The organism is Pseudomonas yamanorum, from assembly GCF_900105735.1.
Classification (GTDB): domain Bacteria; phylum Pseudomonadota; class Gammaproteobacteria; order Pseudomonadales; family Pseudomonadaceae; genus Aquipseudomonas; species Aquipseudomonas yamanorum.
This window is the reverse complement of sequence record NZ_LT629793.1, coordinates 2,977,198-2,991,215: the sequence shown is the minus strand read 5'-3', so window position 1 is coordinate 2,991,215 and position 14,018 is coordinate 2,977,198. Positions and strand designations below refer to the sequence as shown.

17 protein-coding genes are annotated in these 14,018 nt (G+C 60.7%); 3 read left to right on the top strand and 14 right to left on the bottom strand.

The features are described from left to right. Positions 1–14: 14 nt before the first annotated feature. From BLU46_RS14175 to ubiE, 9 genes are read right to left on the bottom strand one after another with little or no spacing between them, the layout of a single operon-like run. The gene (locus BLU46_RS14175) at positions 15–722 is read right to left on the bottom strand and encodes a 16S rRNA (uracil(1498)-N(3))-methyltransferase (RefSeq protein ID WP_093202638.1); all 708 of its coding nucleotides are present in this window, start codon (positions 720–722) and stop codon (positions 15–17) included. Continuing rightward, a complete protein-coding gene (gene tatC / locus BLU46_RS14170) occupies positions 719–1,510 on the bottom strand; it encodes a twin-arginine translocase subunit TatC (RefSeq protein ID WP_003209295.1) in 792 nt (263 codons plus the stop codon). The genes BLU46_RS14175 and tatC overlap by 4 nt, the downstream gene beginning before the upstream one ends. After that, positions 1,507–1,938 (bottom strand): Sec-independent protein translocase protein TatB, encoded by a 432-nt coding sequence (tatB, locus tag BLU46_RS14165; RefSeq protein ID WP_093202635.1) that lies wholly within the window; start codon positions 1,936–1,938, stop codon positions 1,507–1,509. Before tatB ends, tatC begins: the two co-directional genes overlap by 4 nt. Before the next feature lie 10 nt (positions 1,939–1,948). Continuing rightward, the gene (locus BLU46_RS14160; protein ID WP_017478213.1) at positions 1,949–2,227 is read right to left on the bottom strand and encodes a twin-arginine translocase TatA/TatE family subunit; all 279 of its coding nucleotides are present in this window, start codon (positions 2,225–2,227) and stop codon (positions 1,949–1,951) included. A gap of 25 nt (positions 2,228–2,252) precedes the next feature. Next, on the bottom strand, positions 2,253–2,585 hold the full coding sequence (locus tag BLU46_RS14155; protein WP_017478214.1) for a phosphoribosyl-ATP diphosphatase: 333 nt from the start codon (positions 2,583–2,585) through the stop codon (positions 2,253–2,255). 2 nt (positions 2,586–2,587) lie between these two features. After that, positions 2,588–2,980, bottom strand: coding sequence for a phosphoribosyl-AMP cyclohydrolase (gene hisI / locus BLU46_RS14150; protein WP_010169173.1), 393 nt, complete (start codon positions 2,978–2,980; stop codon positions 2,588–2,590). Between the two features lie 41 nt (positions 2,981–3,021). Beyond that, positions 3,022–4,626, bottom strand: a complete 1,605-nt coding sequence (gene ubiB / locus BLU46_RS14145; protein ID WP_093202630.1) for a ubiquinone biosynthesis regulatory protein kinase UbiB — start codon at positions 4,624–4,626, stop codon at positions 3,022–3,024. Beyond that, positions 4,623–5,246, bottom strand: a complete 624-nt coding sequence (locus tag BLU46_RS14140) for a ubiquinone biosynthesis accessory factor UbiJ (protein ID WP_003209304.1) — start codon at positions 5,244–5,246, stop codon at positions 4,623–4,625. The genes ubiB and BLU46_RS14140 overlap by 4 nt, the downstream gene beginning before the upstream one ends. Continuing rightward, positions 5,246–6,016, bottom strand: coding sequence for a bifunctional demethylmenaquinone methyltransferase/2-methoxy-6-polyprenyl-1,4-benzoquinol methylase UbiE (ubiE, locus tag BLU46_RS14135; RefSeq protein WP_003209306.1), 771 nt, complete (start codon positions 6,014–6,016; stop codon positions 5,246–5,248). Before ubiE ends, BLU46_RS14140 begins: the two co-directional genes overlap by 1 nt. A gap of 143 nt (positions 6,017–6,159) precedes the next feature. Between ubiE and BLU46_RS14130 the strand changes: the two genes are divergently transcribed. From BLU46_RS14130 to BLU46_RS14120, 3 genes are all read left to right on the top strand, one after another. Continuing rightward, positions 6,160–6,435, top strand: a complete 276-nt coding sequence (locus tag BLU46_RS14130; RefSeq protein ID WP_017478217.1) for a polyhydroxyalkanoic acid system family protein — start codon at positions 6,160–6,162, stop codon at positions 6,433–6,435. Positions 6,436–6,540: 105 nt separating this feature from the next. Continuing rightward, a complete protein-coding gene (locus BLU46_RS14125) occupies positions 6,541–6,963 on the top strand; it encodes a phasin family protein (RefSeq protein ID WP_017478218.1) in 423 nt (140 codons plus the stop codon). A gap of 12 nt (positions 6,964–6,975) precedes the next feature. After that, positions 6,976–7,989 carry a phasin family protein gene (locus tag BLU46_RS14120; RefSeq protein ID WP_093202626.1) on the top strand — a complete coding sequence of 338 codons (1,014 nt, stop codon included), beginning with the start codon at positions 6,976–6,978 and terminating at the stop codon, positions 7,987–7,989. 171 nt (positions 7,990–8,160) lie between these two features. On the opposite strand, the gene BLU46_RS14115 is transcribed toward BLU46_RS14120, so the two are convergent. The 5 genes from BLU46_RS14115 to BLU46_RS14095 form a co-directional block, all read right to left on the bottom strand. Next, positions 8,161–8,781 (bottom strand): TetR/AcrR family transcriptional regulator, encoded by a 621-nt coding sequence (locus BLU46_RS14115; RefSeq protein ID WP_063033474.1) that lies wholly within the window; start codon positions 8,779–8,781, stop codon positions 8,161–8,163. Between the two features lie 27 nt (positions 8,782–8,808). Continuing rightward, a complete protein-coding gene (gene phaC, locus BLU46_RS14110; RefSeq protein ID WP_093202621.1) occupies positions 8,809–10,491 on the bottom strand; it encodes a class II poly(R)-hydroxyalkanoic acid synthase in 1,683 nt (560 codons plus the stop codon). A 101-nt stretch (positions 10,492–10,592) separates the two neighbouring features. Next, on the bottom strand, positions 10,593–11,438 hold the full coding sequence (gene phaZ / locus BLU46_RS14105) for a poly(3-hydroxyalkanoate) depolymerase (protein ID WP_003209316.1): 846 nt from the start codon (positions 11,436–11,438) through the stop codon (positions 10,593–10,595). Positions 11,439–11,590: 152 nt separating this feature from the next. Further along, positions 11,591–13,270, bottom strand: a complete 1,680-nt coding sequence (gene phaC, locus BLU46_RS14100; RefSeq protein WP_093202618.1) for a class II poly(R)-hydroxyalkanoic acid synthase — start codon at positions 13,268–13,270, stop codon at positions 11,591–11,593. 249 nt (positions 13,271–13,519) lie between these two features. Further along, positions 13,520–13,897, bottom strand: a complete 378-nt coding sequence (locus BLU46_RS14095) for a gamma-butyrobetaine hydroxylase-like domain-containing protein (RefSeq protein ID WP_017478232.1) — start codon at positions 13,895–13,897, stop codon at positions 13,520–13,522. Positions 13,898–14,018 lie beyond the last annotated feature (121 nt).

Sequence of the window (14,018 nt, the reverse complement as noted above, 5' to 3'; positions counted from 1 at the left end):
CTCCACATTGGGATTTAAAAGAGTCTTGAGAGCAGCGCGGTGACGGCGGTTTCGACCCTCAGGATGCGCGCCCCCAGTTGCACCGGCTGCAACCCGGCCTTGGCCAGCAGATCCACTTCGTAGGGAATCCAGCCACCTTCCGGCCCGATGGCCAGGGTAACCGGCTCATCCAGCCCGCGAGGGCAGGGCGGATAGTCGCCCGGGTGGCCAATCAGGCCGAAGGTGCCTTGCGCCAGGGCGGGCAGGCGGTCTTCGACGAACGGCTTGAAGCGCTTTTCGATCACGATCTCGGGCAGCACCGTGTCCCGGGCCTGTTCCAAGCCGAGGATCAATTGCTCGCGAATCGCCTCCGGCTCCAGGAACGGCGTTTGCCAGAAGCTCTTTTCCACCCGGTAGCTGTTGACCAGTATCACCCGCGGCACGCCCATGGACGCGACGGTTTGCAGCACCCGGCGGAGCATTTTCGGACGGGGCAGGGCCAGCAGCAGGGTCAGGGGCAGTTTGGCCGGGGGCGGCTGGTCGAAGGTGACTTCCAGTTCGGCTTCCCGGGCTTCCAGGCGCAGCAACTGCGCATTGCCCATCAACCCGCCAATGCGCCCGACCCGCAGGCTGTCGCCTACGGCGGCACGGTGGACTTCCTGCATATGCACCAGGCGCCGATCACGCAGCACCACCCGGTCGGCCGCGATAAAGTCGGCCTCCTCAAGCAGCAGCAGGTTCACGGCTGGGTCGCTGGCGGCTGGTCGTCGTCGGCGGGTTGGTCATCCGGGTGATCACCACGCTTGCTCACCAGGCTGCCGAACAGAATGCCGATCTCGAACAGCATCCACATGGGTACGGCCAGCAGGGTCTGGGAGAAGATGTCCGGCGGGGTCAGGATCATGCCGACCACGAAGCAGCCGATGATCACGTACGGGCGGATCTTCTTCAGGTATTTGACGTCGACTACGCCGATCCACACCAGCAGCACCACGGCCACCGGGATTTCGAAGGCCACGCCAAAGGCGAAGAACAGCGTCATCACGAAGTCGAGGTAACTGGTGATGTCGGTCATCATCTCCACACCGGCCGGTGTAGCGGCGGCGAAGAACTTGAAGATCAGCGGGAACACCAGGAAGTAGGCGAAGGCCATCCCGGTGTAGAACAGCAGAATGCTCGACACCAGCAGCGGCACGGCGATGCGTTTTTCATGCTTGTACAGGCCCGGCGCGATAAAGCCCCAGATCTGATGCAGGATCACCGGGATCGCCAGGAACAGCGAGACCATCATCGTCAGCTTCAACGGCGTGAGGAACGGCGACGACACATCGGTGGCGATCATCGTCGCGCCGGCCGGCAAGTAATTGCGCAGCGGCGTGGAGACGAAGGTGTAGATCTGCTGGGTGAAGGCAAACAACCCGGCAAAGATGATGAAGATCGCCGCGACACAGCGCAGCAGGCGGGTACGCAACTCGGTGAGGTGCGAGACCAGTGGCATGTGCTGGTCGGTTTCCGGTTTATCAGCGCTCATGGGGCTCGCGGCGGCAATGTAGGGTCGTGGGGCGCGGGCGACACGGCAGGCGTCGGCGCGGGTTCGGTCGGGGTTGCTGGCGCGGCGGCATGCACGGGTTCAGCGACCGGTGCAGGTGCAGGTGCAGCGGGCGGTGCAATCGATTGCTCGGCCACAGGCTCAACCGGCTTAGGGGTTTCCTGCACAGGCGAGAGAATCTTCCGTGCCTCCTGCTCCAACGACAGAATGTGCTCGTTGTGCAGTTGCCGGCGAATCTCGTCGGCGCCTATTTCCCGTTCAACTTCCTGTTTGATGGCGTTGAAACTGCGTTTCAGGCGCCCGATCCACAGGCCGGCCGTGCGCGCGGCACCGGGCAGGCGTTCCGGCCCCAATACCAGCAGGGCCACGAGGCCGACGAGCAGCAGTTCAGAGAAGCTGATACCAAACATTATTCAGTACTCACGAGTCTTTTTGGTTCTGCTCTTTGACGTGCTCGGCCTGCACGTCGAAGGTACGACGTTCAGTGATCGGCTGAGTGGCCTGCGGGTGCACAGGCTGAGCCGGTGGCACCGGGTTGACGACCGGGTCGGCAGGTTTCTCGTCGTCGTTCATGGCCTTGCGAAAGCCCTTGATCGATTCACCGACGTCAGTGCCGAGGTTTTTCAGCTTCTTGGTGCCGAATACCAGAACAACCACTACCAGAATGACGATCCAGTGTTTCCAGTCAAAAATGCCCATGCTGCAATTCCTCTGTAAAAGTTGGTCAGGCGGACGGGCGCGAGGCCTTCTCGGCATGCCCGGACAAGCCGAAGCGACGGTCCAGTTCATCAAGCACTGCCTGTGGATGCTGCCCCAGTTGGGCGAGCATGACCAGACTGTGGAACCACAAGTCGGCAGTTTCGTAGATCACGTCGCTGCAGTCGCCGCTGATTTGCGCGTCCTTGGCAGCAATAATCGTCTCGACGGATTCTTCGCCGAGTTTCTCCAGAATCTTGTTCAGACCCTTGTGGTACAGGCTGGCGACATAAGAGCTGTCGGCGGCCGCGCCCTTGCGGTCTTCCAGCACCTGGGCCAGGCGGTTCAGGGTATCGGTCATGTTCAGTGTCCTGCCGAGTAAATAGCGTGCGGGTCTTTGAGCACGGGCTCGACGGTCTTCCACTCGCCGTTCTCGAACACGCGGTAGAAGCAGCTGTGACGGCCGGTATGACAGGCGATATCGCCGATCTGTTCGACCTTGAGGATCACCACATCGGCATCGCAGTCGATGCGCATCTCATGCAGGGTTTGCACGTGCCCGGACTCTTCGCCCTTGCGCCACAGTTTGCCACGGGAACGTGACCAGTAGATGGCGCGGTTCTCGGCGGCGGTCAGGCTCAGGGCCTCGCGGTTCATCCAGGCCATCATCAGCACGCGCCCGGTCTTGTAGTCCTGGGCAATGGCCGGCACCAGGCCGTCACTGTCCCACTTGATCTCGTCCAGCCAGTCTTTCATTTTCGGCTCCGGCAATTTGCGACAGTGTATAACCGGATTGGCTATCGACGCACGATCAGATACACGCCCACGGCGACCATGATGCCAGCCGGCCAGTGGCCCAGTTCGTTCAGCGGCCCGCCGGCGGCCAGTATCGTACCGCCCACCAGGTGCGCGGGGCCCAACAGGCGCAGGAACCAGTCGTCTTTACGCTTGTGCCACGGCGGTGCCGGGTCCTGGGCGTGGGGCTGGGACATGCGCTCCAGCAGGTCGCGCGTCATGTTGGCCAGGTGCGGCAGTTGCTCGACCTGGCTTTGCAGGTTGCCCAGCAGGGTTTTCGGGCTGACGCGGTCACGCATCCAGCGCTCGAGGAACGGCTGGGCGGTGTTCCACAGGTCCAGGTCCGGGTACAGCTGGCGGCCCAGGCCTTCGATGTTCAGCAGGGTCTTTTGCAGCAGTACCAGCTGCGGCTGCACTTCCATATTGAAGCGCCGCGCGGTCTGGAACAGGCGCATCAGCACCTGGCCGAAGGAAATATCTTTTAACGGTTTTTCGAAGATCGGCTCGCACACGGTGCGGATCGCCGCTTCGAATTCGTTGAGTTTGGTTTCAGCCGGTACCCAGCCCGAATCGATGTGCAATTGCGCCACGCGACGGTAGTCACGCTTGAAGAAGGCAAACAGGTTGCGCGCCAGGTAGTCCTGGTCTTCCGGGGTCAGGCTGCCGACGATGCCGCAGTCGATCGCAATGTACTGCGGGCTCCACGGGTTCACGGTGCTGACGAAGATGTTGCCGGGGTGCATGTCGGCGTGGAAGAAGCTGTCGCGGAACACCTGGGTGAAGAAAATCTCCACGCCGCGCTCGGCAAGCATTTTCATGTCGGTGCGCTGGTCGGCCAGGGTCGCGAGGTCGGTGACCTGCACGCCGTAGATGCGCTCCATCACCAGCACTTTCGGGCGGCACCAGTCCCAATAGACTTGCGGCACGTACAGCAGCTGCGAGCCTTCGAAGTTGCGCTTGAGCTGGCTGGCGTTGGCGGCTTCGCGCAGCAGGTCGAGTTCGTCGTAGATGGTTTTCTCGTAATCCAGCACCACGTCCACCGGGTGCAGCAGGCGCGCATCGGCAGAGAAGCGCTCGGCGGCGCGGGCGAGGATGAACAGCCACGCCAGGTCCTGGCCGATGATCGGCTTAAGGCCCGGGCGGATCACCTTCACCACCACTTCTTCGCCGCTTTTCAGTTGCGCGGCATGCACCTGGGCCACCGAGGCTGAAGCCAATGGCGCGATATCGAAGCGGCTGAAGACTTCGCTGATCTTCTTGCCCAGTTGCTCTTCAATCAGCGTGACTGCCAGTTGCGAGTCGAACGGCGGCACGCGGTCCTGCAACAGCATCAGCTCGTCGGCGATATCTTCGGGCAACAGGTCGCGGCGGGTGGAGAGGATCTGCCCGAATTTGATGAAGATCGGCCCCAGGTCCTGCAACGCCAGGCGCAGGCGCGCGCCACGGCTCAGCTCGAGGGTTTTGCGCGGGAACCAGCGCCACGGCAGCACATAGCGCACCGCCAGCAGGAACCACGGCAGCGGCAGGGCGAACAGCAGGTCATCGAGGCGGTAGCGGATTACGACGCGCTGGATACGAAACAAACGGCGGACGGCGAGCAGCTTCATGCGTTATCGCTTGAATCAAGGGAGCGGCTCAGGCGCTCGAAGCGCGCCTCAAGTCGTTCCAGGTCGAGTTTGGCCTGGTCGAGTTCGCGAAAGCGCGCTTCCGCTTCCCGTTGTCCGACCAGGGTGCGCGATTCTTCGCTCAGGTATTCGGCGAGGTTCTGGTTAAGGCTGGCGAAACCCTGCTGGTACCAGCGCGTGCGGCTGCGCAGGTGACCGCTGATCAATTGGGTGGCCACCGGGCCGAGCCAGCGTGACAGCTCGTACTCCCAGTCCAGTTCCAGGTCTTGCAGCACGGCGGCCAGGTCCATCAGCACCGCGCTGTCGCCTTCAAGTTCCACGTCCGGGCCGTGGAGGATCGCCGTCTTGTCCCGGCTCAGGGCCAGGCGCAGCAGGCTTGAGCCGGAAGCGCGCAGGGTGCAGTCGGCGTCGGCGGCCCAGTGGGACGCCAGCAACAGGCCTTCATCGCTGGGCAGGATAAACAGCTGCAAGGCGGGGCTGGTGCAATCGACGGCGATGATCCTGCCGTTCAGGTGCGCCAGCCGTGCCAGGGCGGTGCTGTCCAGGCGCAGTACACGGTTGAGGCCGTGTTCAACGCTGGCGAGAAGGCCTGCGAACAGCATCAGGGCTTGATGCCGCGGTGCAGGGCGACGATGCCCGAGGTCATGTTGTGGTAGGTCACGCGGTCGAAACCGGCTTCTACCATCATCGACTTCAGGGTTTCCTGGTTCGGGTGCATGCGGATCGATTCGGCCAGGTAGCGGTAGCTTTCGGCGTCATTGGTGATCAGCTTGCCCATCAACGGCATGAAGGCGAACGAGTAGGTGTCGTAGACCTTGGACATCAGCGCGTTGGTCGGCTTGGAGAACTCCAGCACCAGCAGGCGACCACCGGGCTTGAGCACGCGCAACATGGAGCGCAGCGCGTCTTCCTTGTGGGTCACGTTACGCAGGCCGAAGGCGATGGTGACGCAGTCGAAATGGTTGTCCGGGAATGGCAGCTTTTCAGCGTCGGCCTGGACGAATTCGATATTGCCCGCCACGCCTTTATCCAACAGGCGGTCGCGGCCGACCTTGAGCATCGAGCCGTTGATGTCGGCCAGTACCACTTGGCCGGTTGGGCCCACCAGCTTGGAGAACTTGGCCGCCAGGTCGCCTGTGCCACCGGCGATATCCAGCACGCGGTTGCCGGTGCGTACGCCCGACAACTCGATGGTGAAGCGCTTCCACAGGCGGTGCATGCCGCCGGACAGTACGTCGTTCATCAAGTCGTACTTGGCGGCTACCGAGTGGAACACCTCGGCGACTTTTTCCGCTTTCTGGCTTTCCGGGACGTTCTTGAAGCCGAAGTGAGTGGTGGGTTCGGCATCGCTGCCTTTGCGCTGATCAGTCATATCGCTGTCACCAAAAGAGAATGGGGGCATTCTAATCCCCAAGGCATGCTTTGTCTTGGCAAGGCTGAAGGTAAGATAGGTGGTCACCGAGACCTTTTGCCGCATGGCGGGTCGACAAGTCTCTATAACGAGGAGTCATTCAAATGGCCCGTATACAGGTTGAACGTGCTCACACACTGGGCAAAGACGCTGCCCGAGAAAAAGCCGACAAGTTGGCGAGCAAACTCAAGGATCAATATGGCCTGGAGTCTTCGTGGGCCGGCGACACACTGAACCTCAAACGTTCGGGCGTTAAAGGCACCGTGAAAGTGGCTGAAGATTCCCTGCGGATCGAAGTCGAACTGGGCCTGTTGATGTCCGCCATGAGTGGCACCATCAAGTCCGAAATCGAGAAGGCGCTGGATAAAGCCCTGGCCTGATTTTTGTCCTTCTTAGGGTGCCGATTCTAATTTTTCTGCCTACTTTGTGCCCAAGCCCTCAACTTCTGTGGGCAGTTCCTCCCCCCTTTATGCGTGAGGTGCACCATGGCCAAAGTTATTTTGAAGAAAAAAATTGCTACCGGAACTAACGCCCTGACTGACGTTAAATCCTATGCCCGCAAGATCTGGTTGGCCGGTTTGGGGGCTTATGCCAAGGTTGGAAGCGAGGGCGCCGAGTACTTCAAAGAGCTCGTTAAGACTGGTCAACATGTTGAAAGTAAAGGCAAAAAAGTTGTGATTGAACAACTTGATGCTGCCAACAGTCAGATTGATCAAGTCAAGAGCGAAGTCTTCGGCGTCAAAGGTCGAGTCGAAGTGCAACTGGATAAAGTTGAACGTGCTTTTGATAGTCGTGTTGGAAGTGCCTTGAATCGGATCGGCATTCCGTCTAAACATGACGTGGAGACACTCTCTGCTAAGCTCGATGAGCTGACGGCATTGCTCGAACGTGTCGCGCGTAAACACTAAGGAGACAACGGGATGGCTGGTAAAAAGACTACTGATAAAGAAGGCAGCTCGTGGATCGGGGAAGTTGAAAAATACTCCCGCAAGATCTGGCTGGCCGGTTTAGGCGTGTACTCGAAGGTGAGCAGTGACGGCGGTAAATACTTCGAGACTTTGGTTAAAGACGGCGAGAAGGCCGAGAAGTTGACCAAGAGCACAGTGGGTAAACAAGTCGATGCGGCAAAGGCTTCCGCCGGTTCTGCCAAATCACGTATCAGCGATAAGTGGGGCGAACTGGAAGGGGCTTTTGACAAGCGCCTGAACAGTGCCATTTCGCGACTCGGCGTACCTAGCCGTACTGAAGTGAAAGCGCTGCACAGCAAGGTCGATACCTTGACCAAGCAAATCGAAAAACTCACCGGCCTTAAAGCTGCGCCAGTTGCGGCTAAAACCGCTGCGGCTAAACCGGCTGCCAAGCCGGCTGCGAAAACTGCAGCGGCCAAGCCTGCTGCAAAGTCCGCCGCTAAACCGCTGGTCAAGGCCGCCGCCAAACCAGCAGCCAAGCCAGCCGCCAAGGCGTCGGCCAAAGCGGCTGCAAAACCGGCTGCCAAGCCTGCGGCTAAAACCGCAGCGGCTAAACCGGCCGCCAAGCCTGCCGCTAAACCAGTGGCCGCTAAAGCAGCTGCAAAACCTGCAGCCAAGCCGGCAGCCAAAGCAGCAGCCAAGCCAGCGGCTAAAACCGCTGCCGCTAAACCTGCTGCAGCGAAGTCTGCTGCCAAACCAGCCGCTGCGAAACCAGCAGCCAAGCCGGTTGCAGCCAAACCCGCCGCCAAACCTGCGGCTGCAAAACCTGTAGCGGCCAAGCCGGCTGCCAAACCGGCCGCGGCGAAGAAGCCGGCCGTAGCCAAAAAGCCAGCAGCGCCAAAGCCAGCGGTAGCGGCCAAGCCTGCAACCCCTGCGCCAGCGACCAACTCGGTGACCCCACCGACCCACGCTGCTGCTACCCCGACTGCAACGCCGGCAACCCCGACGCCTACCAGTCAGTCCTGATTTTTACGGGACGCCTAAAAACGCCCGGCCTGCAAAGGTCGGGCGTTTTTTATGGAATCTACAGAACAACACAAATCCAATGTGGGAGCGGGCTTGCTCGCGAAAGCGGTGGATCAGTCACACATGTGCTGACTGACACTTCGCTTTCGCGAGCAAGCCCGCTCCCACATTTTAGTCCGCGTCGTCCAGGTACCTGAGCGCCAACCTCTCTGTCGCCAGCCTCGCCGGCATCAAAAGATGCGGCGCCACCAGCATCATGATCTGGTACACCACCACCCGCACCTCACCCTCACGGTCGAGAATCCGTTGGTAGTCCAGGGAAAACAGCAGGGTCATGGTGATCTGTTCCACCAACTGCCCCAGCGCCTGGGTGTCACTGACCAATTGCCCATCCGTCTTGAGTCGGGCCAGCAACGAGGCCAGCGTGCGCTTGAGCGCCGTCAGCAGGTTGCGAATGCCCTTGGCCAGTTTCGGCAAACGCCCCGCCAAGTTTGACAAGTCCTGGAACAGGAACCGGTAGTGGGCCATACGCTCCACGATCAGGTGCAGGAATAGCCAGTAATCCTCGGCCGCCAGTTGGGCGTCGTCAGGAGGGTCGAGCAACGGCGCCAATTCGGCTTGGAAGCGCTCGAACAGCCCGAGCACCAGTGGCTCCTTGCCATGGAAGTGGTAATAGAGATTGCCGGGACTGATCCCCATTTCATTCGCCACCTCCATGGTCGACACGTTCGGCTCGCCCTTGTGGTTGAACAACTGCAAGGCACATTCAAGGATACGGTCGCGGGTCTTCATCCAGTCTTCTTAAGGTCTTCGTTGGGCTCAGCGGACCCGCACATAAGTGCCCGGCGCCGCTTCCATCGGTGGGTAATTCTGGTTGCCCAGGGCGGTCAGGGTTTCGCGCTGCACACCGGAGCGCTGCTGGATCCACGCCAGCCAATTGGGCCACCAACTGCCCTCGACATGATCGGCGTCGTAGTACCAGGCACGCGGGTCGCTGCTCAGCTTGAGGTTCTCGACGTAGTTGGCCTTGGGATTGCCTGGCGGGTTGAGGATGCTCTGGATATGCCCGCTATTGGACAGAATGAAGCGCTTGTCGCCGCCCAGCAGTTGGGTTGAGCGGTACACCGCGTCCCACGGCGTGATGTGGTCGTTGATCCCGCCCACGCTGAAGCTGTCCACCGTGACCTTCTGCAAGTCGATGGGCGTGCCGCAAACTTCCAGGCCACCGGGATGACTCAGCGGGTTGTGCTTGAAGAAGTCCAGCAAGTCGCCATGCAGCGCGGCGGGCAGGCGGGTGTTGTCGTTGTTCCAGTACAGGATGTCGAAGGCCGGTGGTTCCTTGCCCAGCAGGTAGTTGTTGATCCAGTAATTCCAGATCAGGTCGTTGGGACGCATCCAGGCGAACACCTTGGCCATGTCGCGTCCATCGAGCACACCTTGTTGATAGGAGCGGCGCTTGGCGGCTTCCAGGGTTTGTTCGTCGGCGAACAAGGTGGCGGGGCTGTCGATCTGGCTGTCCAGCAGGCTCACCAGGTAGCTGGCGCTGGAGATGCGGCGCAGCTGGCGCTTGGCCTGTAGATGGCCTTGCAGCGCGGCGATGGTCAGGCCCCCGGCGCAGGCGCCCATCAGGTTGACTTCGCGGGCTCCAGTGATTGCGCGGGTCACGTTCACTGCTTCTTCCAGAGCGGCGACGTAGGTGGACAAGCCCCATTCGCGGTGGCGTACATCCGGGTTGCGCCAGCTGACCATAAACACCTGCAGGCCATTTTTCAGGGCGAACTGGACGAAGCTGTTGTTCGGGCTCAAGTCGAAAATGTAGTACTTGTTGATTTGCGGCGGCACGATCAGCAGCGGCTTGGCGTACTGTTTTTCACTCATGGGCTTGTACTGGATCAGCTCCAGCAGTTCGTTGCGAAACACCACCGAGCCCGGCGTGGTAGCCACCGTCTTGCCGACTTCAAAGGCCTGCTTGGTGACCTGCCTCGGCAAGCCATTGTTGTGCAGCAGGTCGTCGAACAGGTTGCTGACGCCACGCACCACGCTGTTGCCGCCGGAATTGAGCAGTTCCTTGATGGCCAGTGGGTTGAGCAGGCTGTTTGAAGGCGACACCGCATCGTTGAGCAGGGAAAAGGCAAAGTGCGCCCGTGCCCGGTCGTCGGCGCTCAGGTTACTGTCGTCGATCCAGTGACGGGTCTGCTTCTGCCAGCTCAAATAGGCTTGCAGGCTGCGCCGATAAAACGGGTTGAGCTGCCAGGTCGGGTCGGCGAAACGGCTGTCGGCCGGGTTCGGCTCGTGCACCGTTTCCCCGAGCAGCACACGGCCCAATTGCCCGCCCAACTTCAGGGCGTGGCGGGCGGTATGCACCGGGTTGCGCAGGCCGTGTGCGGCGACGCTGCGCAGGGTCGAGAGCAAATCCCGGCCGCGCAGGCCGGTGATCGCGCTTTGTGCATTGATGAACGCGGCGGGTGTGGGCACCGGGTTCGATACGGGTCTTTCTCGCATGCGCCAACACTCCTTCGTCAAGCCATCAACAAGCACGCCAATTCAGAACCATAGTTGGTTCTGGCCAAGTTGCGCGGCGCGGTCGTCCTGACCGCCGCCGTCTAAAGCGCAGGTTGCGGGTGAATCACCGCCCTCAGGCGTTCCTCCTGGAGAAATTTCATGATGATCGGCGCCACGGCCTCGGCCCGGGTAATCAGAAACAGATGACCGTCGTCGATGATGTGCAGTTGAGCGTTGGGTATGCGCCAGGCCAGCATGCGCATGTTGATCAGCGGGATCAGCGGGTCGTCGTCGCCGGCCAGCACCAGGGTTGGTTGCTTGATCTTGTGCAGCCAGTGGATGCTGGTCCAGCCAAGCCCGGCGAACAGTTGCCAGTAGTAGCCCAACTTGCCCGCCGAACGCACTTTGCTGGCGTGTTCGGCGGCCAGCTTGGAGTCCCGACGGAAGGAGCCGCCGTAGATCATCGGGGCAATGCGCACCACATGGGACGGTTGGATATAACGCCGCGGACTGGCCATCAACCACAAGACTTTCGGTTTGCCCGGCACCATAAAGGCGCCGGCGGCGGTGGCGGCGAGGATCAGTTTTTTGCAGCGCTCCGGATAGTCATAGGCGAACTGCTGCGCCAGCGCGCCGCCCCAGGAAACGCCTACCGCGTTGACCTGGCCATAGTCCAGGTAATCGAGCATGCGCGCGGTGAGTTTGGCCAGGCCGGGAAAGCGATAAGGCCGGCTGGGGGTCGACGAACCGCCGACGCCTGGCACATCAAAGGCAATCACTTCCAGGTCCGGGTCCAAGGCCTGGACGAACGGAAACACCAGCTCAAGGTTGGCGCCGATGCCGTTGAAAATCAGCAGCGGCGTCAAGTGAGGCTTGCCCGGGCGTACCGCCGTGCGGATGGCTTGGCCATCCAGGTCGATGGTACGGAAGATGAACGGTTGCGGCATGGGCTTACCCTGCAAAATGGCGCTATTTCCCTGCGGGAACACGGTTAATGTGGGAGCTGGCTTGCCTGCGATGCAGACGCTGCGGTGTATCAGGCATACCGAGTTGATGCCATCGCAGGCAAGCCAGCTCCCACATTTGATCCCATTCCAGCCTACCTTTCGTGAACGTATGTGCCCGGCGCCGCTTCAGCCGCTGCGTACGCTTTATTACCCAGCGCCGTCGGCGCCTTCTTCAACTTGCCCGACCGCTCCGCCTGCCAGGCCTGCCAGTGCAGCCACCACGAATCGGTGTGCTTGGTGGCGTTCTCCTGCCAGTCGAGTGCCTTGCCCGGCATCGTGTCGCTGGTCTGGTAGCGCGACTTGGGGTTGCCCGGCGGGTTCAGGATGCTCTGGATATGCCCGCTGCTGGACAGCACAAACTCAACCTTGCCGCCAAACAGCTGTGCCGACTTGTAGCAGGACTGCCACGGTGTGATGTGGTCGTTGGTGCCGGCCAACGAATAGATATCGGCGGTGACCTGCTTCAGGTCGATCGGCGTGCCGCACACTTCGAGGGCATTGGCGCGCACCAATGGGTTGTTCTTGAACAGCTCGATCAGGTCGCCGTGGAACGCGGCCGGCAAGCGGGTGGTGTCGTTGTTCCAGAACAGGATGTCGAACACCGGCGGTTCGTTGCCCAGCAGGTAGTTGTTGACCCAGTAATTCCAGATCAGGTCGTTGGGGCGCATCCAGGCAAACACCTTGGCCATGTCGCGGCCTTCCAGCACGCCGGCCTGGTAGGAATGGCGCTTGGCCGCTTCCAGGGTCTGCTCGTCGACGAACAGCGCCACCTGGGTGTCCAGGGTGGTGTCCAGCACGCTCACCAGCAGGGTCAGGGCGTTGACCTTCTTCTCGCCCAGCGCCGCGTAGTGGCCCAGCAGGGCGGTGCAGGTGATGCCGCCGGAGCAGGCGCCGAGCATGTTGATGTCTTTGCTGCCGGTGATCGCGCTCACCACATCGACCGCTTCTTTCAGCGCCTCGATATAGGTCGACAGGCCCCACTCGCGCTGGGCCTTGGTGGGGTTGCGCCAACTGACGATAAACGTCTGCTGGTTATTGCGCAGGCAGAAGCGCGCCAGGCTCTTGTCCGGGCTCAGGTCGAATACATAGAATTTGTTGATCTGCGGCGGCACCACCAGCAGCGGGCGTTCGTACACCTGCTCGGTGATCGGCCGGTACTGGATCAGCTCCAGCACATCGTTGCGAAACACTACGGCGCCTTCGGTGGTGCCCAGGCTCTTGCCCACTTCAAAGGCGCCCATGTTGACCTGGCTCGGCATTCCGCCGTTGTGCACCATGTCCTTGGCCAGATGCGACAGGCCATCCAGCAGGCTCTTGCCGCCGGTTTCGAAGAAGCGTTTGACCGCCGCCGGGTTGGCCGCACTGTTGGTAGGCGCCATGGCCTCGGTCATCAGGTTGATGACGAAGTGACCGCGGCTGATGTCGTGCTCCGACAAGTTGCTGTCACCGATCCAGTCGTGCAGCTCCTTGCGCCACGCCAGGTAGGTTTGCAGGTAACGTTTGTAGAGCGGGTTCTGGGTCCACGCCGGGTCGTTGAAGCGGCGGTCGTCGGCCTCGGGTGTCAGCTGTGATTTGCCGAACACCACGTTCTTCAATTCGACGCCAAAATGGGCGACGTGCTTGACGCTGTGCAACGGTTGTTTGATGGCCTGGGTCAGCACCATCCGAGCGGATGCCAGTAAATCCTTTTTCCGTAACGCGATGATCGGGTTCAGCCCCAGGGTGTTTTCCGAGGCTTGGCGTTTCAAGTCATCGTTGTTCTTGTTACTCATCTACGACGCTCCATTGTCCGACAGACGAGTACCGGGTACCGCTGTGTACCACTACTTGCCACACAGCACAGCCTGGTACTACTGCTCGGGTGACCGTTAATACCGCATCGTCAAATGCAGGGAACTTGCCAGTTCCATTGGTTACCCGAGTTTAATTTTTTTCGCAAGCGGGCCAATCGTTGGCCACGACAGAGGGGCATTCAAGCAGATGGAATTAGAAAATGCCCACTAATGAGCAAGAGGCCTGAGCTAGAGCATCAGCCGTACGACCGACTGGCTCGGGTCGCGGGTTTTTCCGGCGGCTTTCAGTTCGGCAAGATAGTCAGCCCACAGCGCGTCCTGACGCACGGCAAGTTGATAGAGGTAGTCCCAGGTGAACAATCCGCTGTCATGACCGTCGTCGAAGGTCAATTTCAGTGCGTATTGGCCGGCGGGTTCGATCTTGGTCAAACCGACATTGAGCTTGCCGAATTGCAGGATCGGTTTGCCGTGGCCCTGGACCTCGGCGGAGGGGGAGTGCACGCGAAGGAATTCGGCGGGCAGTTGATACACCTCGTCAGGACCGTAGGTAAGGCCCAGGGTCTTGGAGGCTTTGTGCAGGTTGATGGCGGTAGGCAGTTTGGTCATTTGGGGAACCGCTCAGAGATGATCCTGAAGGAACCGGCATCGTGCAGGAGCCTGGTCTCTGTGGGAGCCGGGCTTGCCCGCGATGGCAGCGCCTCGGTGTATCAGTTGCACCGAGGTGAGG

Excerpts from the sequence above, each read along its gene's own strand:
- BLU46_RS14130 (WP_017478217.1), top strand. The coding sequence starts at position 6,160 with ATGGCCCGTATACAGGTTGAACGTGCTCACACACTGGGCAAAGACGCT.
- BLU46_RS14120 (WP_093202626.1), top strand. The coding sequence starts at position 6,976 with ATGGCTGGTAAAAAGACTACTGATAAAGAAGGCAGCTCGTGGATCGGG.
- tatC (WP_003209295.1), bottom strand. The coding sequence starts at position 1,510 with ATGAGCGCTGATAAACCGGAAACCGACCAGCACATGCCACTGGTCTCG.
- phaC (WP_093202621.1), bottom strand. The coding sequence starts at position 10,491 with ATGCGAGAAAGACCCGTATCGAACCCGGTGCCCACACCCGCCGCGTTC.
- BLU46_RS14125 (WP_017478218.1), top strand. The coding sequence starts at position 6,541 with ATGGCCAAAGTTATTTTGAAGAAAAAAATTGCTACCGGAACTAACGCC.
- hisI (WP_010169173.1), bottom strand. The coding sequence starts at position 2,980 with ATGAAAGACTGGCTGGACGAGATCAAGTGGGACAGTGACGGCCTGGTG.
- phaC (WP_093202618.1), bottom strand. The coding sequence starts at position 13,270 with ATGAGTAACAAGAACAACGATGACTTGAAACGCCAAGCCTCGGAAAAC.
- BLU46_RS14155 (WP_017478214.1), bottom strand. The coding sequence starts at position 2,585 with ATGACCGATACCCTGAACCGCCTGGCCCAGGTGCTGGAAGACCGCAAG.
- tatB (WP_093202635.1), bottom strand. The coding sequence starts at position 1,938 with ATGTTTGGTATCAGCTTCTCTGAACTGCTGCTCGTCGGCCTCGTGGCC.
- BLU46_RS14095 (WP_017478232.1), bottom strand. The coding sequence starts at position 13,897 with ATGACCAAACTGCCTACCGCCATCAACCTGCACAAAGCCTCCAAGACC.
- ubiE (WP_003209306.1), bottom strand. The coding sequence starts at position 6,016 with ATGACTGATCAGCGCAAAGGCAGCGATGCCGAACCCACCACTCACTTC.
- ubiB (WP_093202630.1), bottom strand. The coding sequence starts at position 4,626 with ATGAAGCTGCTCGCCGTCCGCCGTTTGTTTCGTATCCAGCGCGTCGTA.
- BLU46_RS14115 (WP_063033474.1), bottom strand. The coding sequence starts at position 8,781 with ATGAAGACCCGCGACCGTATCCTTGAATGTGCCTTGCAGTTGTTCAAC.
- BLU46_RS14160 (WP_017478213.1), bottom strand. The coding sequence starts at position 2,227 with ATGGGCATTTTTGACTGGAAACACTGGATCGTCATTCTGGTAGTGGTT.
- phaZ (WP_003209316.1), bottom strand. The coding sequence starts at position 11,438 with ATGCCGCAACCGTTCATCTTCCGTACCATCGACCTGGATGGCCAAGCC.
- BLU46_RS14140 (WP_003209304.1), bottom strand. The coding sequence starts at position 5,246 with ATGCTGTTCGCAGGCCTTCTCGCCAGCGTTGAACACGGCCTCAACCGT.